The sequence below is a fragment of the Dyella sp. OK584 genome, assembly GCF_057787755.1.
In genome coordinates, this window is record NZ_CM173542.1 from 908,758 (window position 1) to 934,563 (window position 25,806).

Sequence of the window (25,806 nt, forward strand, 5' to 3'; positions counted from 1 at the left end):
CGATTTGCCTTGCTGGCATCCTGGGAAATGCAATGCTCGTGCCAGCAATGTGATGTGCATCACACTGAAAATGGCCAAGGATCACGAAATGACGCTGCGCGTCAGCAGGTGCCGAGACTCGGCACAAACGGGCGTTTTAGTCACTTTACGTTCACGCGAAAGGCGTAAATATCCAACTCAGACGCGCAGCGAACATTGCTGCCAGCAACCTGTTTTCCGGTTTCTGGCGCCCGGCAACACGGTCATCCTGGATTCCCCCTGTTCCTGAGACCGCCGGGCGCCAGATCTTATTTAGGCCCGGAAATGCCCGAAGTACATGGGCAGGGCCAGAAAAAACGACGGCGCCCCAAGGGGCGCCGTCTCGCTTCCTCTCCCGGCACGCAATCGAACCCCTGTCGTTCGATCTCGGCGCGCGTTACCGCGCAGCGTCTGCCCGAGGAAAGTGCGTAGCAGGTTAAGCAGGAAACATGCCAGCTGCCCGACGGCCCCAGTAGCGTTACCATTAGCGTCGCAATTGGTCCAATCCTGCGCTTTCGGGGCAGTTTCATGTTTCATCCGACCCACTACGACGTCATCGTGATCGGCGGCGGCCACGCCGGCACCGAAGCCGCGCTTGCCTCAGCGCGCACCGGTGCGCGCACGCTGCTGCTCAGCCACAACATCGAAACCATTGGCCAGATGAGCTGCAACCCGGCCATCGGCGGCATCGGCAAGGGCCACCTGGTCAAGGAAATCGACGCCTTGGGCGGTGCCATGGCACATGCCGCGGACCTCGCAGGCATCCAGTGGCGCACCCTGAACGCCTCCAAGGGCCCGGCCGTGCGCGCCACCCGATGCCAGGCGGACCGTTCGCTGTACAAGGCCGCGATCCGACGGATGGTGGAAACCCAGCCCTATCTGGAGCTGTTCCAGCAGGCAGTGGACGACCTGATCCTGGAAGGCGGCCGCGTCACCGGCGTGGTGACTCAGATGGGCCTGGCCTTCCGCGCCCGAGCCGTGGTGCTGACCGCCGGAACTTTCCTGGCCGGCAAGATCCATATCGGCCCCGCGCAGTACGCAGGCGGCCGCGCCGGTGATCCTCCGGCAAGCACGCTGGCGCAGAAGCTACGCGAACTGCCGGTGGCCGCCGACCGTCTGAAGACCGGCACGCCGCCCCGCATCGATATGCGCAGCATCGATTTCACCGGGCTGGAAGAGCAGCCGGGCGACAACCCCGCCCCCGTGTTTTCGTACCTGGGTTCGCGCGACGAGCACCCACGCCAGGTGAGCTGCTGGATCACCCACACCAGCGAGCACACCCACAACCTGATCCGCGGCTCGCTGGACCGCTCGCCGCTGTACAGCGGCCAGATCGAGGGTATCGGTCCGCGCTACTGCCCTTCCATCGAGGACAAGGTCGTGCGCTTCGCCGAGAAGAGCTCGCACCAGATCTTCATCGAACCCGAAGGCCTCGACACCTTCGAGGTCTATCCCAACGGCATCTCCACTTCACTGCCTTACGACGTGCAGCTGGCGCTGGTGCGTTCGATCAAGGGGTTCGAGAACGCGCACATCACGCGGCCCGGCTATGCGATCGAATACGACTACTTCGATCCGCGCGGACTGCACCCATGGCTGGAAACCAAGACCATTCCGGGCCTGTACTTCGCCGGCCAGATCAACGGCACCACCGGTTACGAAGAAGCGGGCGCGCAAGGCGTGATCGCGGGCCTCAATGCTGCGCTGGCGATGAAGGGCGAATCGCCTTGGTATCCGCGTCGCGACGAGGCTTACATCGGCGTGCTGATTGACGACCTCACCAGCAACGGCACCATCGAGCCCTACCGCATGTTCACCTCGCGCGCCGAATACCGGCTGCATCTGCGCGAGGACAACGCCGACCTGCGTCTCACTGAAACCGGCCATCGGCTCGGCGTGGTACCGCAGGCGCGTTACGACGCGCTGCGTACCAAGCGCGATGCCGTGGAGCGCGAGACGCATCGCTTGGGTGCGATCTGGGCCGCACCAACCAACACGCTTGGCGCCATCATCGAAAAACAGCTTGGTATCACGCTGAGCCGTGAGACGAATGCGCTGGACCTGCTGCGTCGACCCGAACTCGATTACGCCATGCTGACTTCGGTCGACAGCATGGGACCTTCGGTGGACGACGAGAACGTCGCTGCACAGGTGGAAGTGCAGACCAAGTACGCCGGCTACCTGGAGCGCCAGCGCGTAGAAATCGAGCGCCAGCGACGCCACGAGCAAACCGCAATTCCCGGCGGCTTCGACTACGACAAAGTGCGCGGTCTCTCGGCCGAAGTATTGCTCAAGCTCAAGCGCGTGCAGCCGGAAACCATCGGCCAGGCCGCGCGTATCAGCGGCGTGACGCCGGCGGCAATTTCGCTGCTGCTGGTACATCTGAAACGCCGCGACGCAGCGTGAATCGGAACCGTCGCACAAACGCCAAGATGTCGTGCCCGCATGGCATGATGCGGGCCTGAAAGTCATCTCGGAGCACACGATGGAAGTCTGGATCGGGCGGGACGGTGAACGGCATGGCCCGTACAAGGAAGTGGACATACGCCAGTGGCTGCGCAGCGGCCAGGTGAGTCCCGATGACCTGGGCTGGCATGAAGGCATGACCGACTGGCAGCCGTTGTCGAGCCTGTTTCCCGACGAGCTCCGTGCCGCGCCGCCCGCATTCACGCCGCCTCCTGCACCACCGCGCGCCGCGGAATTCGCCGGCGATGCTGCTGCGGTACTCACGGATTACGCGGGTTTCTGGAAACGCGTGGCGGCTTACGTTCTCGATGCGCTCGTTCTGTGGCTTCCCAACATGCTGCTCAGCAGTCTGTTCGGCGCGAACGAGGCCGCCGAAATCTACCTGCAGGCAAAACTTGCCGCGGGCAGCGACCCGCAACTTGCCCTGCAGGCGTTCGACAGCTACTTCCATGCACTCGGACCGGCCCTGCTCGCGCAGACGGCGCTTACGTGGCTGTATTTCGCCGCGTGCGAGAGTTCGGTGTGGCAGGCCACGCTCGGCAAGCGTGCACTCGGTCTCCGTGTCACGGACCTGCAGGGGCAGCGCATCAGCTTCGTGCGCGCCACGGGCCGTTATTTCGGCAAGCTGCTGAGCGCCTTCATCCTGTGCATCGGTTTCCTGATGGTGGCCTGGACGCAGCGGAAGCAGGGCCTTCACGACCTGCTCGCGCAAACGCTGGTGCTCAATGGCCGTCCCGGTCATGCCCATTCGCCCGCGCCGCAGACGAACGGCGATCAAGGCTCATTCAGCGCCTGATCGCACGTCGGCAGACATTGCCGGAGAAGCTTCGCCGGCTCGTTTCGACGGGCCGCACATGGAAGCACCAGCCATCATGTTCGCGCCTCGGTGATAAGTTGTAGGGACAACCTGACGACGAGGCTGTCTCGCACGACAAGAGCGTCTCATCTGACGTATACAGCACGCGATGTTCACGAGCTGATTGCACTCAAGCAACTGCACGCGTGCACGTAGAGCGATGATTCGTGCGGATGGCAAATGGACTTCGAGCCGCCTGTGGCAGGTGCACTATGCATCTACGGCCCTTGACGCCTCCGCGCGTGCACTCACGTTATGACCTATGGCGGATGCGCATTCGGTGTCAGCGGCGCATGCTTGTGCATGCAGGGGGCCGCGCACCAGGCAAGGTCATGGCCCAGTCCCAACCTGATAGCGGCTGGATCTATCAGTGCGAAGACATTGTTGTCGAGCCGCGCGCGCATCGCCTCGAACGTGCAGGCGTGGTGCTCTCGGTCGAGCCCAAGGCCTACGCGGTGCTGGTGGTGCTGTTGCAACAGGCCGGCGAGGTCGTCAGCAAGGACGTCCTGCTCGACGCCGCCTGGGGTCATCGACACGTCACGCCCGGCGTACTCACACGCGTCATCTCGCAATTGCGGCACACGCTCGGCGACCGCGCGGGTCATCCGCGTTATATCGCTACCGTACACAGCCTCGGTTACCGCTTTATCGGCGACGTGCAGCGCATGGAGGCGCCAGCGGTGTCCACCGGGCAAGCCGCGAATGATGAGTTCGTTACGGGGCGGGGCCCCGACGACTACGCGGACACGGCAGCTTTCGCAGCGCCTGAAAAGCCGCCGGCCCGCCGCAAGGCGCCTGGTCAGTGGCTGGCCGCAGCCATCACATTGATTGTGATCGTGGCCATGCTCGCCGTCGCCAGTCTGGTACACCCGCCGAGCAACCCCTCGCACTTCCCACGCACATCGCCGCAGCCCGCGCTGGTGGTGCTGCCATTCGCGCACAGCAACAGCGCACATGTTGTGCGTCCCCGCCATTGGCCGCGCAACCGCCGCGTCGCCACGCTTTACCCGAACGCCCAAGGCGGGGAGACCGCATTTACAGGCGCCGCGGGCTACCTGAGGACCAGCGCTGAACGAGGGCTCGCCTCGAGCGAATGAGCGTACGAGGCATCTTGCTATGATCAACGACTCGGCATGCCACATAGGCGGCGCGCCGCATCGTTGAATGCACAGGAATCGTTTCAGCCTCATGCTCAGCATCGAACAACGTATTGCCCAGGACATTGCCGCCAAGCCGGACCAGGTCCATGCCGCGGTGGATCTGCTCGACGGCGGCGCCACCGTGCCGTTCATCGCACGCTACCGCAAGGAAGCCACCGGTGGTCTCGACGACACGCAGCTTCGCCTGCTGGAAGAGCGCCTGCGCTATCTGCGCGAGCTTGAGGAGCGTCGCAGCGCGATCCTCGCCAGCATCGAAGAACAGGGCAAGCTGTCCGATGCACTGAAGGGCGACATTCTCGCCGCCGACACCAAGGCGCGCCTGGAAGATCTCTACCTGCCGTACAAGCCCAAGCGTCGCACCAAGGCGCAGATCGCGCGCGAAGCAGGCTTGGAGCCGTTGGCCATCGGCCTGCGCGAAGATCCTTCGCGTTCGCCCGAAGAATTTGCCGCGTCGTTCGTGGATGCCGAGAAGGGCGTGGCCGATGCGCGTGCCGCGCTCGACGGTGCACGCGCGATCCTGATGGAAAGCATTGCTGAAGACGCCGGCCTGGTCGGCGAGCTGCGCGACTGGCTGTGGGACAAGGGCCAGATCCGCGCCAAGGTGGTGGAAGGCAAGGAAAACGAAGGCGCGAAGTTCCGCGACTATTTCGATCACATCGAATCGATCGGCAAAATTCCCTCGCATCGCCTGCTCGCGCTGATGCGCGCACGCAACGAGGGCATCATCGAACTGGAGCTGGCGCCCAACGTCGACTCCGATCAGGGTCATCAGGAAGGCGAAGGCCGCGTGGCCGCGCATGCCCACATCCTCGATCGCGGCCGCCCTGCCGATGCATGGCTGCGCGAGACCGTGCGCATGACCTGGCGCGTGAAGCTGCATCTGCACCTGACGCTCGATCTGTTCGGTCGCGTGCGTGAAGGCGCGGAAGACGAAGCCATCCGCGTGTTCGGCGACAACCTCAAGGACTTGATGCTGGCCGCGCCCGCCGGCGCCAAGACGGTGATGGGCCTGGACCCGGGCATTCGCACCGGCGTGAAGGTGGCGGTGGTCGATGCCACCGGCAAGTTGCTCGCTACTGACACGATTTATCCGCATGAGCCGCGCAAGCAGTGGACCGAATCGCTGGTGCAACTGGCCAAGTTGTGCAAGCAGCACGGCGTCGACCTGATCGCCATCGGCAACGGCACTGCCTCGCGCGAAACCGACAAGCTCGCCGGCGAGATGATCAAAAAACTTGCCGACGCGAAGCTATCCAAGGTGGTGGTGAGCGAAGCTGGCGCGTCGGTGTATTCGGCATCGGAAATCGCTGCCAGGGAGTTTCCGGATGTCGACGTGAGCCTGCGCGGCGCCGTTTCCATTGCGCGCCGCCTGCAAGATCCGCTGGCCGAGCTGGTGAAGATCGAGCCCAAGGCGATCGGCGTGGGTCAGTACCAGCACGATGTGAACCAGGTGAAGCTCGCACGCGCGCTGGATGCGAAGGTCGAGGACTGCGTGAACGCAGTCGGCGTGGACGTGAACACCGCCTCCGCGGCCCTGCTCTCGCGCGTTGCCGGCTTGAGCGCCAGCGTCGCGGAGAATGTGGTGAAGCATCGCGATGCCAATGGCCCGTTCGCCAACCGCAAGGCGCTGCTCAAGGTGCCGCGCCTGGGCGACAAGGCGTTCGAGCAGTGCGCCGGCTTCCTGCGCGTACCCAGCGGCGACAACCCACTCGATGCGAGCGCGGTGCATCCGGAAGCCTATCCGGTGGTCGAGCGCATCATTGCCCAGTGCGGCCGTGAGGTACGCTCCATCATCGGCGACAGCGGCTTCCTGCGCGGCCTCAAGGCCGAACAGTTCACCGACGAGACGTTCGGCGTGCCGACTGTGCGCGACATCCTCAAGGAGCTGGAGAAGCCTGGTCGCGACCCGCGCCCGGAATTCGTCGCGCCGAGCTTCGCCGAAGGCGTGGAAGACCTGAAGGACCTGCGCCCTGGCATGGTGCTGGAAGGCCGCGTGACCAACGTGGCTGCGTTCGGCGCGTTCGTGGACATCGGCGTGCACCAGGACGGCCTGGTCCACGTCTCGGCGCTGTCGCACACCTTCGTGAAGGATCCGCGCGATGCGGTGAAGGCCGGCGACATCGTCAAGGTGAAGGTCATGGAGGTCGACCTTCCGCGCAAGCGTATCGGCCTGTCCATGCGCCTGGACGATGAACCGGGGCAGCAGGCTCGCGGTGGCAAACCCTCGGGCGGCAACGAGACCCGTGGCGGCCAACGCGACAATCGCGGCCCGCGGCCCGGCGGTGGTGCGCCCAAGCCCACGCCGACGCCGACGCCGGCCAACAGCGCATTCGCCGACGCGCTTTCGCGCGCCATAAAGCGCTAAAACACCTCACGCTTGCAGGAGCGCACTCGGTGCGCGCCAGGCCCCTTTGGGGGTTGGCGCGTGCCGGTGCGCGCTTTTGGGTACGCGTATGAAAGTTACCCGGGAAGAGCCTCGATGCGGCGCAGCATGCGCCTACGTACGGCATTGCATTACCGTAACGTGGAAATAACAAAAGACTTACCCGACCAGGAGCGTCACCAACATGCCCCGCATCCGCCCTATTACCGGTGCCATCGCCACCGCACTGCTCTTCAGCTCCCAGGCCTTCGCGGCCGACCAGCGCTTTGACAACGTCGTGGTCTTTGGCGACAGCCTCAGCGATGCGGGCAACGTCTCGCTGATCCTGGACCCTAACCTCCAGACGACCCAGCGCTTTACAACCAACCCGGGCTCGACTGCCGTCGAGAACGTTGCCAAAGCCCTCGGCTTCAGTATCGCGCCGTCGATTCAGGGAGGCACGGACTACGCCTACGGCGGCGCCGGCTTCGTCAACAACGCCACCACGCTGCCTATCCAGAACATTCCGCAGCAGTTCCAGCAGTACTTCGCCAGCACCGGCGGCAAAGCGGACGCGCACACGCTGTATCAGGTATGGGGCGGCGCCAATGACATCTTCTATCTCACCGGCGCCTCCACCAACTCCAACGTGATCGCGGCCGGTGCCGCCGCCGCGGCACAAGTCGAGGTCAACCTGCTGGGTAGCCTGAAGGCGGCGGGTGCGAAGTACGTAGTGGTCTACAACCTGCCCGACATCGGCAAGACGCCCGAGAGCATCGCCGCGGGTGCCGCCGCGCAGTCCGGCGGTACGCAGATCTCGCTGATCTACAACAACGTGCTCCAGAGCGGCATCGCTCAGCTCAGTGGCGGCGGCGTGAACATCATCCCGGTCAACACCTTCGGGCTGATCAACGAGGTGGTGGCCAATCCGTCAGCATTCGGCTTCACCAACGTCACTACGCCGGCCTGCGGTGCGGGCTCCAGTTCGGTGGTGTGTGGACCGCAGGGTTCCACCAGCGGGCTGTACCTCTACCATTACGCTCCTGGCGCCGATCAAACCTATCTGTTCGCCGACGGCGTGCACCCGAGCACCGCAGCTGACGTCATGCTGGGCCAGTACGTCATGTCGATCATCAATGCGCCGGGTTATGCCTCGTTGCTTGCCGAAGCGCCACTGGCGTCGATCACGGCTCAGAACCGAGCCATCCGCAACCAGATGCTGGCCGACGGCCAAGGTAGCGACACGCGCGTGTTCGCCAACGTCGATTACGGCGATCAGAGTTTCGACGCCAGCAGCAGTTCGCCCAAGACGAAGAGCAACAACGTCAACCTGACCATCGGTGCTGACGTGCGCCTCAACGACAGCTTCTCCGGCGGCATGGCCATGAATGTGGGCCAGCACAACGGTGACTACAGCGGTGGCGGCGGCTACAAGCTGCAGGACGTGTCGGGCCTCGGCTACCTCACCTATCACCAGGGAGGTGGCTATATCGGTGGTTACGTCGATTTCGGCCAGGACAACTTCTCCGACATCGAGCGGCGCATCCATCTGGGCAACTACCAGCGCAGCGAAACCGCCAAGGCCGACGGCAATCACCTGGGTGGCGGCGCCACCGGTGGCTGGTGGTTCGACATCTCCAGCCTGCGTACGGGTCCGTTCGCCACGGTCGAGTGGCAGACGGTCAAGGTCGATGGCTACACCGAGAGCGGCAACGACAGCAGCGCGATGTGGTTCAAGCGCCAGCAGCGCGACTCCCTCGTCTCGACTCTTGGCTGGCGCCTGCAGGGACACTGGCAAGCAGGCAACACGATGTTGTCGCCGTACGCTGAAATTGCCTGGAACCACGACAGCAAGGCCGATCCGCGCGAAGTCACTGCTGGCCTCAACAGCATGCCGGGCAGCTTCAGCCTGGTTGGCTTCACGCCGGACAAGACCTGGGGTACTGCCGACGTGGGCCTGAGCGCGCAGTTCACGCAGACCCTCACCGGCTGGCTGGGTTACAGCGGCCGATTCAGCGATAACAGCCAAAAGTACAACAGCGTCAACCTGGGTATGAAGTACGCCTTCTAAGACGTACTTCTCCCCAACAAAAAAGCCGTCCGCGTGAGCGGACGGCTTTTTTCATGCCCGAAGGCGAAACGGAGGGGACGTTTACTTGCCCTTGCCGTTGGTCGCCAGATTCAGGATCGACTGCGCCTGCTTCTGCAGGTCGGCAGCGACGTCTTCACCCAGCGGCGAGGTCTTGCTACCGGCCTCGGCTGTCTTGAGCACCAGCTGGCCATCCTGGCTCCAGGCGGCGCGGTCGGTCTGGCTGGGCTTCCCGTCCTTGCTGGACTTCTTCTGCTGCACGACCACCCACGGCTTGCCGTCCTTGTAGGCGAAGTCGGTGCTGGTGAAGCCCTTGTCGCCGTAGTCGACCTGCTCGCGGATGAACTTGACTTCACCCGCTTCGCGGAACACCTGCCAGCCGCGCGACACCTTGTCGTCCAGCTTGGTACCGTTGCTGATCTTCATGCCGCCAATCTGTTTCTGCACGGCCGTAAAGGCGGCCAATTCCTTTTCGCCCGCGGTCTGCTCGCCCACCAGCTGAATGCTCACCTGGGTCGGCGCGTCCTTGGTCAGCACCTGGGTCTGCAGCGGCGGCGTGTAATGGCGATCGCCGTCGACGAGGTCAACCTTCAGCACATACAAGCCTGACGGATTCACGTCGGCCGGGTTGTACGGCAGCTCGAACGACAGCGGGAAGGTGTTGGCCGGCTCGACCGTCTTGGTGGCCAGCGGAGTGGCGTCCTGCGCGGACACGTCGATCAGCGTGAGCTGCAGCTTGGCCGATGCCGACACGTCGGCCGCATCGCGCAGCGTCACGGAACCCGTGATCGCATTGGCCTTGGCCGGCGTGGCGGCCGCAGCAGCCGAACCCGACGAGGCAGCCGTTTCACCGCCCTGCGTAGCGTTCTGGGACGAATCGGAAGAATTACCGCAACCGGCGAGAGCCAGTGCAGCGACCGACATCAGCGACCAAACCAACCTGCGCATGGGAGAACCTCTATCGACTGTCAGGACTTGACGCGAGAACCAACAGGCGCCCGACACGCCTCGACTCTACACGGGGGAAGCTCTGAGGATAGTCCAAAATCAAGGGCTTGTAAAAGTTAAATCCATGCGCTTGCGTATGCCAATGCGTTAATGCGCTAGAGGACCCTGAATAGAAAAGGGCGGCCCGTTACCGGGCCGCCCCTTGTAACAACAGCGATACAGCTTAGAAGCGCTGCGTGTACTTCAGGTAGTAGAAGCGACCGATGTCGAAACCACCGTAGTAGACGAAGGAGCTGTTCGGCTTCGAATACATGATGGGACCCTGCTTGTCGAACACGTTGTTCGCACCGACCGAGATGACGCCCTTCCACGGCATGGTCCAGCGGAACTGGACGTCGTTGAAGGTGGTGGAACCGGTGTGACGCTGTGCCTGCGCGCCATTGAACGGATCGACATGGTCGATGTCGTTGCACTCGGCCGGGGTGACGTAGGAGCAACGCTCGGTCATGCCCGAGTAGTAACGCATCGTCCAGGTCATGCCGAAGATGCCGCGCGTGAAGTCGAGCGACAGATTGGAACGGGTGCGGAAGTTGCCGCCGTAACCGGTGAGCGGCTGCACGATGGTGGTCGGATTGTCGTCTGCCTTGATGTTCAGGTAGTCGACATACGTGGTGTTCCAGTGCGCACCGAACTGACCGATCGCGTCGATCGTGAAGCGATAGTTCACGCCGAAGTCGTAACCAGCCGTCTTCTGCCAGCCCTTGTTGGTCAGGCCGTAGAACATGTTGGTGATGACGCCAGTGCCCGGATCACGCGTGAAGCCCGAGCAACGCGAGGCGATGCCGGCCACGTAGCAATCGTCCAGGATATTCTGCACTTCGTCCTGGCTGATCACATTCTTGATGTCGATCTTGTACCAGTCCAGCGACACGTCGAGGCCGTCGACGTAGTGCGGGCTGTAGATCAGGCCGAACGTACGGGTGGTGGCCGTTTCCGGCGTCAGGTTCGGGTTGGAGCCGGTGGTGAACTGGTAGTTCGTCTGGCACGGATAGGTCGTGCAAGGATTCAGCGCCTGACCCAGCTGCACATAGTTCGGCGCCACGGCCGCCTGGCCGCCGAAGCCACCGGTACAACGCGCGGCCACAGCCGGATTGCCGTTGGCCGCACCGCTCTTGGTGTCGCACGGGTCGGTGTACGACTCGAAGCTGCTACCGATACCGCCGTAAAGGTCGGAGATAGTCGGCGCACGGAAGCCCTGCGCCCAGCTGCCGCGGACAAGCAGATCGTCGATCGGCTTCCACTTGATGCTGGCCTTGCTGTTGGTGGTGGTGCCGAAGTTGTCGTAGTCCGAGTAGCGGCTGGCCACGTCGATGGACAATTCGCGCGCCATCACCACGTCACGCAGCAGCGGCACGTCGAACTCCAGGTAAGCCTCGTTGACCGAGTACTTGCCCTGGGTGGTGGTGGCGGCCAGGCCCGAGCTAAGCCCCGCCTGGTTGAAGGCGTCCGGCACGAAGCGGCCGTCTTCCTGACGATGTTCCGCACCCGCGGCAATGCCGATCTCGCCGGCCGGCAGGCCGGGCACGGTGCCCGCGATGTTGGCGGTGTAGTCGGTCGTGGTGGTCTTGCCGGTGTCGTGGAATTCCGGGAACAGGAAGGTCTGCAGCGCCGGATCGGCCAGCGAACCGGCGCCGGCCTGGCCGTACGGCAGCAGCGGGTTCCACGGCACGCAGCCGGAGATCGGGTCTGCGGCGGTACCGCAATGCACCTTGCCGTCCGAGCCCATGAACGATGGGCCTACAGCCTGCTGTGCATTGATCAGGTTGAAGTCGCCGTGACCGGTCTTGAGCATGTTGTTGCGATTGGTCATCGCACCAACGTCCCAGTTCCAGGTATGGCTACCCACCTCAAAGAAGCCTTCGAAACCGGCCGTCCAGCGGTAGGTTTCCAGTTCGCTGTCGGTGGTGCGCGGCACTTCCCAACCACGACGCGCAAAATTGAGCGTCCTGCCCAGCGGGTTGAAGTAGCTGTCGGCGTCCATCGGCGTGCCGAACGCAGCAGCCTGGTAGGGATAGCCCGCGATCTGTTGGGAGGTCTTGCGCTTGTTGTAGAGGAAGTCGGTCTTGAACGCGACGTTCTCAAGCAGGTCGTACTTGCCGGCCACGAACAGCGAGGTGCGCTCCTGGCCGGTCGCCAGCGTCATCTCCTGGTTCGAGTTCGCGTACTCGGCCGAGGTGATCGGATGGTAGTTGGCGATGTCGCGCGGATCGGTGCCGTGCGTGAGGGTGCAGGTCGCCTTGGCGCCGCCCGGGCCGCAGGGGCCGCTGAACGAGCCGTTCTGGCTGATGCCGCTCCAGCCGGCAGTCGGGTGGAACGGGCCCGACGGATAGGCGCTGAACTCACGATCCCTGGCCCAAACCGGATCGTCCTTCTGGTACTGCGCGCTGGCCATCAGCGAGCCGCGGTCATTCGCCGTGCCGATGGTGAAGTCGTAGCTCTGGCCCTTGCCGTCGCCCTGGTCGTACTGGCCGACGTAGGCATTGGCCTCGGCGCCGGTGAAGTTGCTGCGCGTGATCACGTTGACCACGCCGGCAATGGCGTCCGAACCGTAGATGGACGAACCGCCGTCCTTCAGCACTTCGATGCGGTCGATCACCGACACCGGGATCTGGCCAAGGTCCTGCAGGCCGGAGGTGTTGGCACCCAGGCGCTTGCCGTTGACCAGGATCAGGGTGCGGTTGGGACCGAGGTTGCGCAGGTCGACGTAGTAGCCGCCCACGTCTTCGCCCGACGACAGCGCGTTGGCGCGGCTGATCGGCGGCGAACCGACTTCGGTCAGGTTCTGCAGGATGTCAGCAACCGAAGTGAAACCCTGGTTCTGGATCTGCTTGCGGTCGATGGTCACCACCGGCTGGGCGGTTTCCACGTCCACGCGCGGAATGCGCGTACCGGTCACCGTCACCGTTTCCAGCTTCTTGGCGTTGTCCTGGCTGGCCGGGCCGCCGGTAGCGTCCTGCGCCATGGCCGGAGAAACGGCCATGAAGGCACCTACGGACAGTGCAAAGCGCACGGCGACCGTAAGTTTATTGTCGAGTATCTTGCGGAATTGCATGTTTTCTCCCCAGTAAAAGACCCCGGCCCCAACCGGGGGTCGAAAGAACTCGTCTTGCAGCGCGAGTTGCGTGTTCGAAAGGCATTGCGCCGCCCGAACTTGCTGTCTGCCAGCTGAACAAGCCAGCTAATTCATGGTTACCAATCAACGACAATTGCGTTGTTTGGATTCGACAGCGGTCACTCCCCGCCCCTGCCGCCAACAAGAACTTGCGAACCTAATAGAGAGATATTGCGAGTGTCAACGTTTTTCTAACGCTTGCTTCACGCTTACATTTCAAATTCGGGTTCACGCTCACCCCAATTAGTCGCCATCCGTCAGGAAACTGCGATGAACATGCATAAAATTTCGCCCATTGAGTCCTCAGGTACCTTCGCTGATCGCATCAAAGTGCTGATCCAGCGCGTGGGCAGCGTCACCGAGATCGCCCGGATGTGCGGTTTTTCCGAAGGCGTCGTGCGCAGCTGGCGCGATGGCAACACAGACCCCTCCCGCGCGCGTTGCGTGACGCTGGCCAAGACGCTGGGGATTTCCCTGGTATGGCTGGTCGCGGGCGAAGGCACCATCCAGACGGATGCCATTGCCTCGGGAGAGGATCTGCCGAACGCAGAGGCGTCCTCCAACCGTCACCGCTCCAAGCTGCGCACGGCAGCCGATACGCTGCACGCCAGCGGCATGGCGATGGACCCGCAGCGCCTGAACACGGCGCTGCGCATCCTGCAATCGGAGCTGGATCTGGCCGAGAGCCGGCTTACGCTGGCCGACAATGCCGACATGCTGGCTGACCTGTACGAAATCCTCGGTCCGGGCGGCACCGATGTGGATGCTTCCGCCATGGTCTCGTTCAACCAGCGCCTGCACGAACGCGTCAAGCGCAGCCGCCAGATCGTCGCCTGAGGCCAAGGGTCTTATCGCGCACATAAAAAACGGCAGCCCTCAGGCTGCCGTTTTGCTGTGGCCGATCGCTTCGTTGTTACAGGCGCGCGATATCGGCGATGGCCCCGAACTGTGCCTTGAGCTGGCCCAGCAGGGCGAGGCGGTTGGCACGAACTGCCGGGTTTTCGGCGTTGACCAGCACACTGTCGAAGAACGCATCCACCGGCGCCTGCAATTGCGCCAGGCGGCTAAGCACGGCGGCATAGTCACCGGCCTGCAGCGGGGAGGCGGTATCGGCACGCGCACTGTCCAGCGCGGCGGCCAGTGTGCGCTCGGCATCTGCCTCGAAGTGCGAGGGGTCCACCGTGGCGCCCAGTGGCGGCGCGCCGGCTTCCTCCGCCTGCTTGCGCAGGATGTTGGCCACGCGCTTGTTGGCAGCGGCCAGACTCAGTGCTTCCGGACAGCGACCGAACTCAGCCACCGCGCGCAGGCGGCGATCGAAATCAACCAGGCTGGCCGGCAACACCGCTAGCACCGCCTCGAACTGCTCGCTGGTGAAACCCTGCTCGGCGTAGTAACCGCGAAGACGTTCGAGCACGAAGTCGACCAGTTCATCCACCAGCGCGGCACGACGCTTGCCGGCATCGAGCGCGGGCGCCTTGCCGTCCTTGCCCGGCTTGAGGCCGGCGGCCAGCGCAGCTTCCGGCAACAGTTCCAGTGCTTCGACAAAGCTGCCACGCAGGTCCAGTTCAAGTCCACCTTCGACCAGCGTGCGCGCCAGGCCCAGCGCCGCACGACGCAGCGCAAATGGATCCTTGTTGCCGCTGGGCTTGAGGCCCACCGCAAAGATGCCAGCCAACGTATCCAGTCGATCTGACACCGCGAGCACACGGCCCACTTTGCCTGCCGCAATGGCATCACCGGCGAAGCGCGGCTGGTAGTAGCTGTCCAACGCATCGGCCACTTCCGGCGTCTCACCGTGATACGCGGCGTAGTAGCGACCCATCACGCCCTGCAGTTCGGGGAATTCACCCACCATCCGCGTGAGCAGGTCGCACTTGCTGAGCGCCGCGGCGCGAGTCGCCTCACCAGCATCCACATCCACGCGATTGGCGATGATGCGGGACAGTTCGGCCACGCGCACGCTCTTGTCCCACAGGCTGCCGAGTGCCTGCTGATAGGTCACGTTCTTGAGCTGATCTTGATAACCCGCCAGCGGTGTCTTCAGGTCTTCATCCCAGAAGAACTTGGCGTCGGCAAAACGCGGGCGGATCACGCGCTCATAGCCCTTGCGAATCTCCGCCGGCTGCTTGCTCTCGATATTGGCGACACCGATGAAATGCTCGGTGAGCTTGCCGTTGTCGTCGAACACCGGCACAAACTTCTGGTTGGTCTCCATGGTGGTGACCAACGCTTCAGGCGGTACCGCAAGGAACTCGCTGTCGAATTTGCAGGCGATGGCGATCGGCCATTCGGTGAGGTTGGCGATCTCGTCGAGCAGTGCTTCGTCCAGTTGCGGCACGCCACCCGTTTCCGTTGCTACGCGAGCGACTTCGTCGCGAACCTTCTGACGACGCTCGGCCGGATCGACAAGCACCTTGGCGGCGCGCATCGCGTCCATCCAGCTGTCGGCGTCAACCACGTGCACGGGGTGCGGATGCATGAAGCGATGCCCGCGCGACTTGCGACCGCTGGCGAGGCCCAGCACGGTGCCGTCGATGATGTCCGCACCATGCAAAATCACCAGCCAGTGTGCGGGGCGCACAAAGCTGTAGTCGTGATCGCCCCAGCGCATCGGCTTGGGGATAGGCAGGCCCTTGAGCGCTTCGTCCACGATGGCGGGAAGCAGCGAAGCGACCGATTGGCCCGGCTTTACCGCGCGGAACACAAACCATGAACCCTTGTCGGTTTCCAGCTTTTCCAGCTGCTCCACGGTCACGCCGCACGACTGCGCGAAGCCCTGCAAAGCCTTGCTTGGCTGGCCTTCGGCGTCGAGCGCGGCATTTATCGCAGGGCCGCGGCGCTCGATGCTCTGCTCCGGCTGAGTGATCGCGACGTCAGGGATATGGACGGCCAAACGGCGTGGCGAGGCATACAGCGTCGCCTGATCGAGCGCGGCATCCACGCCGCGCTTGGCGAGGCCATCGCATACGCCGCGAAGGAAAGCAGCAGCGAGTTCGTCCAGCGCCTTGGGCGGCAATTCTTCCGTGCCCAGTTCGATCAACAGCGGCTTGGCGGCGCTCATGCGGCCTGCTCCTTCACGTTCTTCTTCAGGCCCGGGAAGCCGAGCTTCTCGCGTTGTGCCACATAGGTTTCGGCCACGGCGCGCGCCAGCGTGCGCACGCGCAGGATGTAACGCTGACGCTCGGTCACGCTGATGGCGCGGCGCGCATCGAGCAGGTTGAACGTGTGGCTGGCCTTTATCACCTGCTCATAGGCCGGCAGCGGCAGGTTGGCGGCGATCAGCTTGTTGGCCTCGCTCTCGCACACGTCGAACCAGCGCAGCAGCTCCGGCACGTTGGCGTGTTCGAAGTTGTAGGTGCTCTGTTCCACTTCGTTCTGATGGAACACGTCGCCATAGGTGACGGTGCCATGAGGACCTTCAGTCCAGATCAGGTCGTAGACGTTGTCCACGTTCTGCAGGTACATGGCCAGACGCTCGAGACCGTAGGTGATCTCACCGGTCACCGGACGGCACTCCAGGCCGCCGGCCTGCTGGAAGTAGGTGAACTGGGTCACTTCCATGCCGTTGAGCCATACCTCCCAGCCCAGACCCCAGGCACCCAGCGTGGGCGATTCCCAGTTGTCCTCGACAAAGCGCAGATCGTGCACCAGCGGGTCCAGTCCCAGTTCCTTGAGCGAACCGATGTACAGGTCAAGGATGTTGTCGGGATTGGGCTTCATTACTACCTGATATTGGTAGTAATGCTGCAGGCGATTGGGATTCTCGCCGTAGCGTCCGTCGGTGGGACGGCGCGAAGGCTGCACATACGCTGCCGCCCACGGCTCGGGACCGAGCGAACGCAGGAAGGTGGCGGGGTGGAAGGTGCCGGCGCCGACCTCGATATCGAGCGGCTGCAGCAAGACACAACCCTGCGCCGCCCAGTAGCGGTTGAGGGTCTGGATCACATCCTGGAAGGTGCGCGCGGACATGGCTTTCCGTCGGCTTCAATAAAGCGGGTTAGTATAGCCGGGACCGCTTTCGTCGCTGGTTTTTGGCGGCAAAAGCCCATCGGGAGAGATCGCCGCATGGCTGCTTCACCGCAATCCGTATCCTTGCTCGGCCGTCACACCCGACTGGCCCTTGATGAGTTGCTCGCCACGCTGGTGGTCGACGGCTACCTGCTGGCCGAGGACGCCAAGGTGGTACGCATGGGCGCGCGCAGCGGCCGCAGCACGGTCGAGCTGCACCCGCTGGTGCTGGTGGCCAACGCCAAGTTGCCCAACCAGCGAGAGCCCGGCCGGCCGCTGAGCATGGAGGCGCTGACCGAATGGCTGGCCGGCCATGCCCAGCTGCCGTACCTCAAGATCGATCCGATGAAGATCAACGCGGCCGCCGTGACCCAGGTGGTCAGCCGCGCCTACGCCGAGCGCCATCGCATTCTGCCGGTGGCCGCCGCGCCGGGCGAAGTCACCTTCGCCACCTGCGAGCCATTCGACAATGCCTGGGCCGCCGACCTTTCGCACATGATCCGTCGGGACGTGAAGCGTGTGGTGTCCAATCCGCTGGACATCAACCGCTACCTGCTTGAGTTCTACGGCGTGCAGCGCTCGATCCAGCTGGCGCAGGACGCCAAGGGCTCGGGCTACGACTCCTCCGCCATCCTCAACTTCGAACAGTTGGTGGAGCTGGGCAAGAGCGGTGAAGTGGGCGCGGACGACCGCCATGTCGTGCACATCGTCGACTGGCTGTTGCAATACGCCTTCGAGCAGCGCGCCTCGGACATCCATCTCGAGCCGCGCCGCGTCGCTGGTCAGATGCGCTTTCGCATCGACGGCGTGATGCACAAGGTATTCGAGCTGCCGCCACCGGTGATGACCGCGGTGACTGCGCGCATCAAAATCCTCGCGCGCATGGACGTGTCCGAGAAGCGCCGTCCGCAGGATGGCCGCATCAAGACCCGCTCAAGCTCGGGCCGCGAAGTGGAGTTGCGTATCTCCACCATGCCCACCGCCTTCGGTGAGAAAGTGGTGATGCGCATCTTCGACCCGGACATCGTCGCCAAGGATTTTTCGCAGCTGGGCTTCTCCACCTGGGAAGGCGAGATATGGCGCTCGATGGTGGAGCGCCCGCACGGCATCGTGCTGGTCACCGGCCCCACTGGTTCGGGCAAGACCACCACGTTGTATTCCACGCTCAAGCACCTCGCGACACCGGAACTCAACGTGTGCACGGTGGAAGACCCCATCGAAATGGTGTCTAGCGAGTTCAATCAGATGCAAGTGCAGCCGGTGATCGATCTGGATTTCGCCGCTGGCGTGCGCACGCTGCTGCGCCAGGATCCGGACATCATCATGGTGGGCGAAATCCGCGACCTGGAAACGGCGCAAATGGCGGTACAGGCTTCGCTCACCGGCCATCTGGTGCTATCGACCCTGCACACCAATGATGCGCCCAGCGCAGTGACGCGCCTGCTCGATCTGGGCGTGCCGCATTATCTGATCCAGTCGACGCTTACGGGTGTGGTGGCGCAGCGCCTGGTGCGCACGCTGTGCCCGCACTGCAAACAGGAAGCCACGCAAGATCCGCATGAGTGGACCGCACTCACTCACGGCTGGACGGTGCCGCTACCCGAGAAAGTCTACAAGCCGCTCGGCTGCCTGGAGTGTCGCAATACAGGATTCATGGGCCGCACTGGCATCTACGAGATGATGCAGCTTTCCTCGCGTCTGCGCGGGCTCATTTCCTCACAGCTGGACCTGGGCCACTTCGGTCAGGCCGCGCTGGCCGAAGGCATGCGTCCGCTGCGCATCTCCGCCGCTGCGCAAGTTGCGCGGGGCGTCACCACCGTGCAGGAAGTGCTCACCGTCATTCCGCCGATCGAACACAGTTCAGTGTGACTGCGCGTCATCCGTCCTTCATTCCACCCATTAGTTGTTATCGCATGAAACCCGTCCTGATCATTCGCACCGGCCGCGCTCCCGCCTCCATTCGCGCGCGCCATGGCGATTTCCCGCACTGGTTCCGCCTGGGCGCACAACTGTCGCCGCAACGCGTGCGCATCATCGATGTGGAAGCCGGCGAAACGCTGCCTGCCCCGGGCGAAGTGGCCGGCGCACTGATTACCGGCTCCGCCGCAATGGTTACCGAGCGCGCCGCCTGGAGCGAACGCACTGCCGGCTGGATTCGCGATGCCATGGACGAAGAACTTCCGATGTTCGGCGTCTGCTACGGCCATCAACTGATGGCGCATGCGCTCGGTGGCCGCGTTGACTACCTGCCGGGCGGTCGCGAGATCGGCACGGTATCGATCAGCATGCTCGATGCGGCTACGGATGACCTACTGGTTGGCCGCATGCCGGCCGAGTTCCGCGCCCACGCAACGCACGAACAGAGCGTGCTTGAGCTGCCGAAAGACGCCACAGTGCTGGCCCGTTCCGCACGTGATCCGCACCACCTGCTGCGCTACGGTCCCAATGCCATGAGCGCGCAATTCCATCCGGAATTCAACGCGGACGTGATGCGCGCCTATATCGATCGCAAGCACCATGACATGAGCCGCGAGGGCTTCGATCCTCATCACGCGTTCCGCCAGGTCGCCCCGACCCCGTTGGCGCGCCGGCTATTCCGCCAATTTTCGCGCCATCACGGACTCGCCTCGGGCTGACATTCCCGTCATCGTGGCGATTTAGAATTGAGCCACGAGCGCGATCAGCTCTTGCTGCGCGCTGCCACGTCGAGGACGGGCAGAATGGAAAAGAAGCAGCCGCACGTACACCGGGCATCGGTGATCGCGATGCGCCTGGTCGACATTGCCGATACGATCGACCTCGCCGCAGTCGAATCCTTGTGGGCCCGTCACGCGCGCACCACAGCGGCACGCAGTCGCCTGATCACCGCGCCACTCAAGGCGATGACGTTCGGTGTGCCTCCGGTCGTGCTGACGCTGGAATCGCTGCGAATCGATATCGGCGGGCAATCCATGCAGACCAGCGTGATGGCGCGGCTCTACGACTTTGGCGTGGCCGCCTTCACCGTGCGGGTGCAGGCCGATGACCTGTCGTGGGCGGAATTCAGCACGCGCGTCAACGCGGTCGATGCTGCACTCGGAATTGCCTCCGGCACAACGATTTGGACGCAACTGGTGGCGAAGATCCTGGACGTCGTGCAGTCAGCGCTGGTCCGGCCGAGCGCGGAGCCGTTGCATGAGGACTATCTTCTAGGACTGGTGCACGCGCTGGAAGGCGTCTCCAGCACGGCCACACTGCACGATGATGTCGACTTGATTCCCTTGCTTTCGGGCGAGGCGAGGCCGTTGTCCGAGCAAGCTCGCCAGGAGCTATTGCGGCAACGCTTTTCTTACTACGCCGACGATCTTGCGGTGCTCACCTGGGACCGTGCCTTCATCTACGAACCGCGCAATGAGTCGGATGTCGTGGACATTCTCGAGGTCGCCAATGCACAGCTGCTCGAGCTTCGCTATTACGACGAGCTGCTCGATGCGGAGCTACCTCGCATGTATGACCTCGTGGAGGCCACGCATCACGTCGCCAACCCATTTGCCGCTCGCCGCTACGCCGATCTCGCCCGCCATCTCTATACTTTGGTGGCAGAGGTCACCGAGATCACCGAGAAAGTGGACAACGCACTGCAGGTCACCGAGGACGTCTATCTCGCTCGCGTCTACGCGTCGGCCCTGGAGCTGTTCCGCGTCCCGCATGTCAGCAAGGCCGTGGATCGCAAGCTCGCCATCATCCGTGACAGCTACGCGGCTCTCTACGAAGAGGCTTCAGGAAAACGTGGCGAGCTGCTGGAGCTGGCCATCATCGTGTTGATCGTGGTCGAGATCGTGATAGCCGTGATCCGCCACGTTTAGCCGTCCAATCAACGGCCACGTGGCGGCATCGGGAAGGGCGTGATCTTCTGGCCATCGCTTGCATCGCGGATCACCAGAGCGCCTTTGCTCTCCACTTCCTCAATCCGCACCACCGACTGCATCGGCAGATGCAGCACGCGCGTATCCTTGAATTCTTCGCGCAGGCGCTCTTCGGTGGGATCCACCAGCAAGCCCTCTCCCGCCGGCTCGAATACCAGCTCGCCAACCTCGGTGAAGCCCCAAAGACTGCTGGACGCCACATGCCGCGCATAGAGCTCGTAGCACTTGCCCAGATGCAGGAAGGTCACCTTGTAGAGTTTCTTGGTACGCATGCTTCTATTTTAGCCACGCAAGCGACGCGCTATCGCATCGCGCGAAAACAGCGCAAATACCACGCCGAACAGGAAGCCGGCGATATGCGTCCACCACACCACGGCACCGTAGCTGGGCCCGGCGTAACTGAAGAGAAATTGCAGCAGTACCCAGATACCGATAAGCAGAAAAGCCGGCACCCGCACGAATTCCAGGTACAGGCCCAACGGTAAGACGAGGCCGAGGCGGGCCCGCGGGAACAACGCGATATAGGTGCCGAGCACAGCCGAGACAGCACCACTGCAACCAATGATCGGCGACCGCACACCGGCGAGCGACAGCGCACCGACCAGGTTGGCCACCATGCCCCCTAGCAGAAACAGCAGCAGAAAACGCAGCGAGCCAAGCGCTCGTTCGGCAGGGATGCCGAAGATCACCAGGAACAACAGATTGCCCAACAAATGGAGCCAGGCCAGATGGATAAACAGGGCCGTGGCGAGACGCAACAACGCGGGATCATGTAGCTGCGGAAGGATGGGCATCTTCGAGTCGAAGATGTTCGCAGGAACCGTACCCCATTCCAGCCACATCGATACACGCTGCGGTGCAGGCATCAGGGCAAACCCAACAAAGCTGATCACGCACACGATGACCAACAGTACAGTGGCCCATTGCACGTGTTGGCGACGACGGGTTTCGACATGAACAAACACGAGATGGCTGCTCCGCGAGATGTCGGCTGAAGAGCTTTGCATCATAGGCGATTAGCTTGGGATGCATAGCGCAGCGCATCGAAGGCGAACACCAGGTTCCGCCGAGTCGCACTCGCCGCGAGTCTTTCATTTTGCGGTGACGCAAAGACAAACGCCTTCCCGGATGGGAAGGCGTTTGAGGGATAAAGCCCCTGGCGGTGACCTACTCTTGCATGAAAGCTCACACTACCATCGGCGCAGCTGCGTTTCACTTCCGAGTTCGGGATGGGATCGGGTGGTGCCACAGCGCTATAGCCGCCAGGGAAAAGGTGCGGACAGCGCTTGGAGAGCGCCGGTCCGGCAAAGGGGTAAACGAGTGACAAGTGTCGAGGTGAAATCGATTGAGATGTATCGCGAGGAATTAACTCTAGCGAAGCGTCTTGGGGTTATATGGTCAAGCCGCACGGCTCATTAGTACGCGTAAGCTCAATGCATTGCTGCACTTCCACACCGCGCCTATCAACCACCTAGTCTTGATGGTGCCTTAAGGAGACTCGAAGTCTCGGGAGATCTCATCTTGGGGCGTGCTTCCCGCTTAGATGCTTTCAGCGGTTATCACTTCCGTTCGTAGCTACCGGGCAATGCCATGGGCATGACAACCCGAACACCAGCGGAACGTCCACTCCGGTCCTCTCGTACTAGGAGCAGCCCCCCTCAAATCTCCAACGCCCACGACAGATAGGGACCGAACTGTCTCACGACGTTCTGAACCCAGCTCGCGTACCACTTTAAATGGCGAACAGCCATACCCTTGGGACCGGCTACAGCCCCAGGATGTGATGAGCCGACATCGAGGTGCCAAACACCGCCGTCGATATGAACTCTTGGGCGGTATCAGCCTGTTATCCCCGGAGTACCTTTTATCCGTTGAGCGATGGCCCTTCCATACAGAACCACCGGATCACTAAGACCTACTTTCGTACCTGCTTGATCCGTCGATCTCGCAGTCAAGCACGCTTATGCCTTTGCACACAGTGCGCGATGTCCGACCGCGCTGAGCGTACCTTCGTGCTCCTCCGTTACTCTTTGGGAGGAGACCGCCCCAGTCAAACTACCCACCATACACGGTCCCTGATCCGGATTACGGACCTAGGTTAGAACGTCAAGCACTTCAGGGTGGTATTTCAAGGATGGCTCCACCGAAACTAGCGTCTCGGTTTCATAGCCTCCCACCTATCCTACACAGAAGAACTCAACGTTCAGTGTAAAGCTATAGTAAAGGTTCACGGGGTCTTTCCGTCTTGCCGCGGGAACGCTGCATCTTCACAGCGATTTCAATTTCACTGAGTCTCGGGTGGAGACAGCGCCGCTGTCGTTACGCCATTCGTGCAGGTCGGAACTTACCCGACAAGGAATTTCGCTACCTTAGGACCGTTATAGTTACGGCCGCCGTTTACTGGGGCTTCGATCAAGAGCTTCGCCTTGCGGCTGACCCCATCAATTAACCTTCCAGCACCGGGCAGGCGTCACACCCTATACGTCCACTTTCGTGTTTGCAGAGTGCTGTGTTTTTGATAAACAGTCGCAGCGGCCAGGTTACTGCGACCCTTCTCAGCTCAGCTACGCATGTAGCCACCAAAAAGGGCGCACCTTCTCCCGAAGTTACGGTGCCATTTTGCCTAGTTCCTTCACCCGAGTTCTCTCAAGCGCCTTGGGATTCTCACCCTGCCTACCAGTGTCGGTTTACGGTACGGTTTCTCTTAAGCTGAAGCTTAGTGGCTTTTCCTGGAAGCGTAGTATCAGTCACTTCGTCCAATAGGACTCGTCTCGGTGCTCGGCATAAAGAGGGCCGGATTTGCCTAACCCTCATGCCTACCGCCTTTCCCCGGGACAACCAACGCCCGGTAGACCTAACTTTCTCCGTCCCCACATCGCACTTAAGAGAAGTGCTGGAATATTAACCAGCTTCCCATCGACTACGCATTTCTGCCTCGCCTTAGGGGCCGACTCACCCTGCGCCGATGAACGTTGCGCGAGGAAACCTTGGGCTTTCGGCGTGGGGGCTTTTCACCCCCATTATCGTTACTCATGTCAGCATTCGCACTTCCGATACCTCCAGCAAGCTTCTCAACTCACCTTCACAGGCTTACGGAACGCTCCTCTACCGCGCACACAAAGTGTGCACCCCGAGCTTCGGTGTATAGCTTAGCCCCGTTAAATCTTCCGCGCAGACCGACTCGACCAGTGAGCTATTACGCTTTCTTTAAAGGGTGGCTGCTTCTAAGCCAACCTCCTGGCTGTCTATGCCTTTCCACATCGTTTTCCACTTAGCTATAACTTGGGGACCTTAGCTGCGGGTCTGGGTTGTTTCCCTTTTCACGACGGACGTTAGCACCCGCCGTGTGTCTCCCGTACATTCTGTCCTGGTATTCGGAGTTTGCCATGGTTTACTAACCCGCGATGGGCCGCTAGCCATAACAGTGCTCTACCCCCAGGAAGATTCATACGAGGCGCTACCTAAATAGCTTTCGAGGAGAACCAGCTATCTCCGAGTTTGTTTAGCCTTTCACTCCTATCCACAGCTCATCCCCATCTATTGCAACAGATGTGGGTTCGGTCCTCCAGTGCGTGTTACCGCACCTTCAACCTGGCCATGGATAGATCACTCGGTTTCGGGTCTACTGCCAGAGACTATGCGCCCTATTCAGACTCGGTTTCCCTTCGCCTCCCCTATACGGTTAAGCTTGCCACTGACAGTAAGTCGCTGACCCATTATACAAAAGGTACGCAGTCACCCTTGCGGGCTTCCACTGCTTGTACGTATACGGTTTCAGGATCTATTTCACTCCCCTCTCCGGGGTTCTTTTCGCCTTTCCCTCACGGTACTTGTTCGCTATCGGTCAGTCAGGAGTATTTAGCCTTGGAGGATGGTCCCCCCATGTTCAGACAGGGTTTCTCGTGCCCCGCCTTACTCAATTTCACACCACATGCCCTTTCGCCTACGGGGCTATCACCCGCTATGGCCGGCCTTTCCAAACCGTTCGGCTAAAACACATGATGCTTTTGGGCTAGTCCGCGTTCGCTCGTCGCTACTGACGGAATCTCGGTTGATTTCTTTTCCTCCGGGTACTTAGATATTTCAGTTCCCCGGGTTCGCTCTGCATGGCTATGTATTCACCATGCAGTACTCCTTGCGGAGTGGGTTTCCCCATTCGGACATTGCCGGATCAAAGCTTGTTGCCAGCTCCCCGACACTTTTCGCAGGCTGCCACGTCCTTCATCGCCTCTGACTGCCAAGGCATCCACCGTATACGCTTAGTCGCTTGACCATATAACCCCAAGTCGCCTCGGGGCCGATCCCTTTCAGGATCATGCCAAACAACGCATTCGCTTATTTGCCTCAACGACACATCTCGATTCGGTTTCGAACCAAGACACTTGTCACTCGTTTACATTTTCAAAGAACACAAGAACGGCCACAGTGCCGTCTCGTTTCTAAATCTTTTGTGTGCGCTGCCTTCATTTCACGTCGTGTCACCAAATGGTGGAGCCAGTCAGGATCGAACTGACGACCCCCTGCTTGCAAAGCAGGTGCTCTCCCAGCTGAGCTATGGCCCCAAGTGATTTGGTGGTGGGTCTGGGAGGACTCGAACCACCGGCCTCACCCTTATCAGGGGTGCGCTCTAACCACCTGAGCTACAGACCCGGGAACCTTTGTGCCTCTCTCAAAAAAAACAACACGCCGCTGACGATGATCATCAGAGCGAGTGTTTTCGTGAGGAGTCCAGCCAGGGATGGCCGGTTTTGCTCTTCGCGACACGGATGTCGCGTGAAGCAATCACTTCGCGTGAAATAAAGTGCAGGTGTCTTGTGTGGAC

The 25,806-nt window shown here is 61.9% G+C and carries 15 protein-coding genes, 2 tRNA genes and 2 rRNA genes; 9 read left to right on the top strand and 10 right to left on the bottom strand.

Features of this window, described 5'->3' with window-relative positions; all coding sequences use genetic code 11:
* The first annotated feature begins 546 nt into the window (after nt 1-546).
* From mnmG to AC3CBN_RS04050, 5 genes are all read left to right on the top strand, one after another.
* The gene (gene mnmG, locus AC3CBN_RS04030) at nt 547-2,424 is read left to right on the top strand and encodes a tRNA uridine-5-carboxymethylaminomethyl(34) synthesis enzyme MnmG (RefSeq protein WP_488635535.1); all 1,878 of its coding nucleotides are present in this window, start codon (nt 547-549) and stop codon (nt 2,422-2,424) included.
* Between the two features lie 79 nt (nt 2,425-2,503).
* Nucleotides 2,504-3,280 (top strand): RDD family protein, encoded by a 777-nt coding sequence (locus AC3CBN_RS04035; protein ID WP_488635536.1) that lies wholly within the window; start codon nt 2,504-2,506, stop codon nt 3,278-3,280.
* A 392-nt stretch (nt 3,281-3,672) separates the two neighbouring features.
* A complete protein-coding gene (locus tag AC3CBN_RS04040; protein ID WP_488635537.1) occupies nt 3,673-4,437 on the top strand; it encodes a winged helix-turn-helix domain-containing protein in 765 nt (254 codons plus the stop codon).
* Between the two features lie 91 nt (nt 4,438-4,528).
* On the top strand, nt 4,529-6,865 hold the full coding sequence (locus AC3CBN_RS04045; protein ID WP_488635538.1) for a Tex family protein: 2,337 nt from the start codon (nt 4,529-4,531) through the stop codon (nt 6,863-6,865).
* A gap of 202 nt (nt 6,866-7,067) precedes the next feature.
* Nucleotides 7,068-8,933 (top strand): autotransporter outer membrane beta-barrel domain-containing protein, encoded by a 1,866-nt coding sequence (locus AC3CBN_RS04050; protein ID WP_488635539.1) that lies wholly within the window; start codon nt 7,068-7,070, stop codon nt 8,931-8,933.
* A gap of 81 nt (nt 8,934-9,014) precedes the next feature.
* Here AC3CBN_RS04050 and AC3CBN_RS04055 read toward each other — a convergent pair whose 3' ends face one another.
* Entirely contained in the window at nt 9,015-9,899 is an 885-nt protein-coding gene (locus AC3CBN_RS04055) for a YbaY family lipoprotein (RefSeq protein WP_488635540.1), read from the bottom strand.
* Between the two features lie 223 nt (nt 9,900-10,122).
* Nucleotides 10,123-13,011: a TonB-dependent receptor plug domain-containing protein gene (locus AC3CBN_RS04060; RefSeq protein WP_488635541.1), complete on the bottom strand. Its 2,889-nt coding sequence runs from the start codon at nt 13,009-13,011 to the stop codon at nt 10,123-10,125.
* A gap of 330 nt (nt 13,012-13,341) precedes the next feature.
* Here AC3CBN_RS04060 and AC3CBN_RS04065 point away from each other — a divergent pair, with 330 nt between their 5' ends.
* Nucleotides 13,342-13,908 (top strand): helix-turn-helix domain-containing protein, encoded by a 567-nt coding sequence (locus AC3CBN_RS04065; protein WP_488635542.1) that lies wholly within the window; start codon nt 13,342-13,344, stop codon nt 13,906-13,908.
* A 76-nt stretch (nt 13,909-13,984) separates the two neighbouring features.
* Here the strand turns inward: AC3CBN_RS04065 and glyS are convergent, their stop codons facing one another.
* Both glyS and glyQ read right to left on the bottom strand, forming a co-directional pair.
* Complete coding sequence (glyS, locus tag AC3CBN_RS04070; RefSeq protein ID WP_488635543.1) at nt 13,985-16,132, bottom strand: glycine--tRNA ligase subunit beta; 2,148 nt, start codon at nt 16,130-16,132, stop codon at nt 13,985-13,987.
* Nucleotides 16,129-17,040, bottom strand: coding sequence for a glycine--tRNA ligase subunit alpha (glyQ, locus tag AC3CBN_RS04075; RefSeq protein ID WP_488635544.1), 912 nt, complete (start codon nt 17,038-17,040; stop codon nt 16,129-16,131). Before glyQ ends, glyS begins: the two co-directional genes overlap by 4 nt.
* Before the next feature lie 96 nt (nt 17,041-17,136).
* On the opposite strand from glyQ, the gene tfpB reads away from it, so the two are divergent.
* The 3 genes from tfpB (at nt 17,137) to AC3CBN_RS04090 (ending at nt 20,924) form a co-directional block, all read left to right on the top strand.
* Entirely contained in the window at nt 17,137-18,948 is a 1,812-nt protein-coding gene (gene tfpB, locus AC3CBN_RS04080; protein WP_488635545.1) for a type IV pilus assembly ATPase TfpB, read from the top strand.
* A gap of 44 nt (nt 18,949-18,992) precedes the next feature.
* The gene (locus tag AC3CBN_RS04085; RefSeq protein ID WP_488635546.1) at nt 18,993-19,715 is read left to right on the top strand and encodes a glutamine amidotransferase; all 723 of its coding nucleotides are present in this window, start codon (nt 18,993-18,995) and stop codon (nt 19,713-19,715) included.
* Between the two features lie 84 nt (nt 19,716-19,799).
* Entirely contained in the window at nt 19,800-20,924 is a 1,125-nt protein-coding gene (locus AC3CBN_RS04090) for a hypothetical protein (protein ID WP_488635547.1), read from the top strand.
* Nucleotides 20,925-20,932: 8 nt separating this feature from the next.
* Here the strand turns inward: AC3CBN_RS04090 and AC3CBN_RS04095 are convergent, their stop codons facing one another.
* From AC3CBN_RS04095 to AC3CBN_RS04120, 6 genes are all read right to left on the bottom strand, one after another.
* Nucleotides 20,933-21,256: a DUF1820 family protein gene (locus tag AC3CBN_RS04095; RefSeq protein WP_488635548.1), complete on the bottom strand. Its 324-nt coding sequence runs from the start codon at nt 21,254-21,256 to the stop codon at nt 20,933-20,935.
* A gap of 9 nt (nt 21,257-21,265) precedes the next feature.
* Entirely contained in the window at nt 21,266-21,949 is a 684-nt protein-coding gene (locus tag AC3CBN_RS04100; RefSeq protein ID WP_488635549.1) for a rhomboid family intramembrane serine protease, read from the bottom strand.
* A 189-nt stretch (nt 21,950-22,138) separates the two neighbouring features.
* Nucleotides 22,139-22,251, bottom strand: a 5S ribosomal RNA gene (rrf, locus tag AC3CBN_RS04105).
* A 127-nt stretch (nt 22,252-22,378) separates the two neighbouring features.
* Nucleotides 22,379-25,257, bottom strand: a 23S ribosomal RNA gene (locus AC3CBN_RS04110).
* Nucleotides 25,258-25,470: 213 nt separating this feature from the next.
* Nucleotides 25,471-25,546: transfer RNA gene (locus AC3CBN_RS04115), tRNA-Ala, on the bottom strand.
* An 11-nt stretch (nt 25,547-25,557) separates the two neighbouring features.
* Nucleotides 25,558-25,634: transfer RNA gene (locus AC3CBN_RS04120), tRNA-Ile, on the bottom strand.
* Between the last annotated feature and the right edge of the window lie 172 nt (nt 25,635-25,806).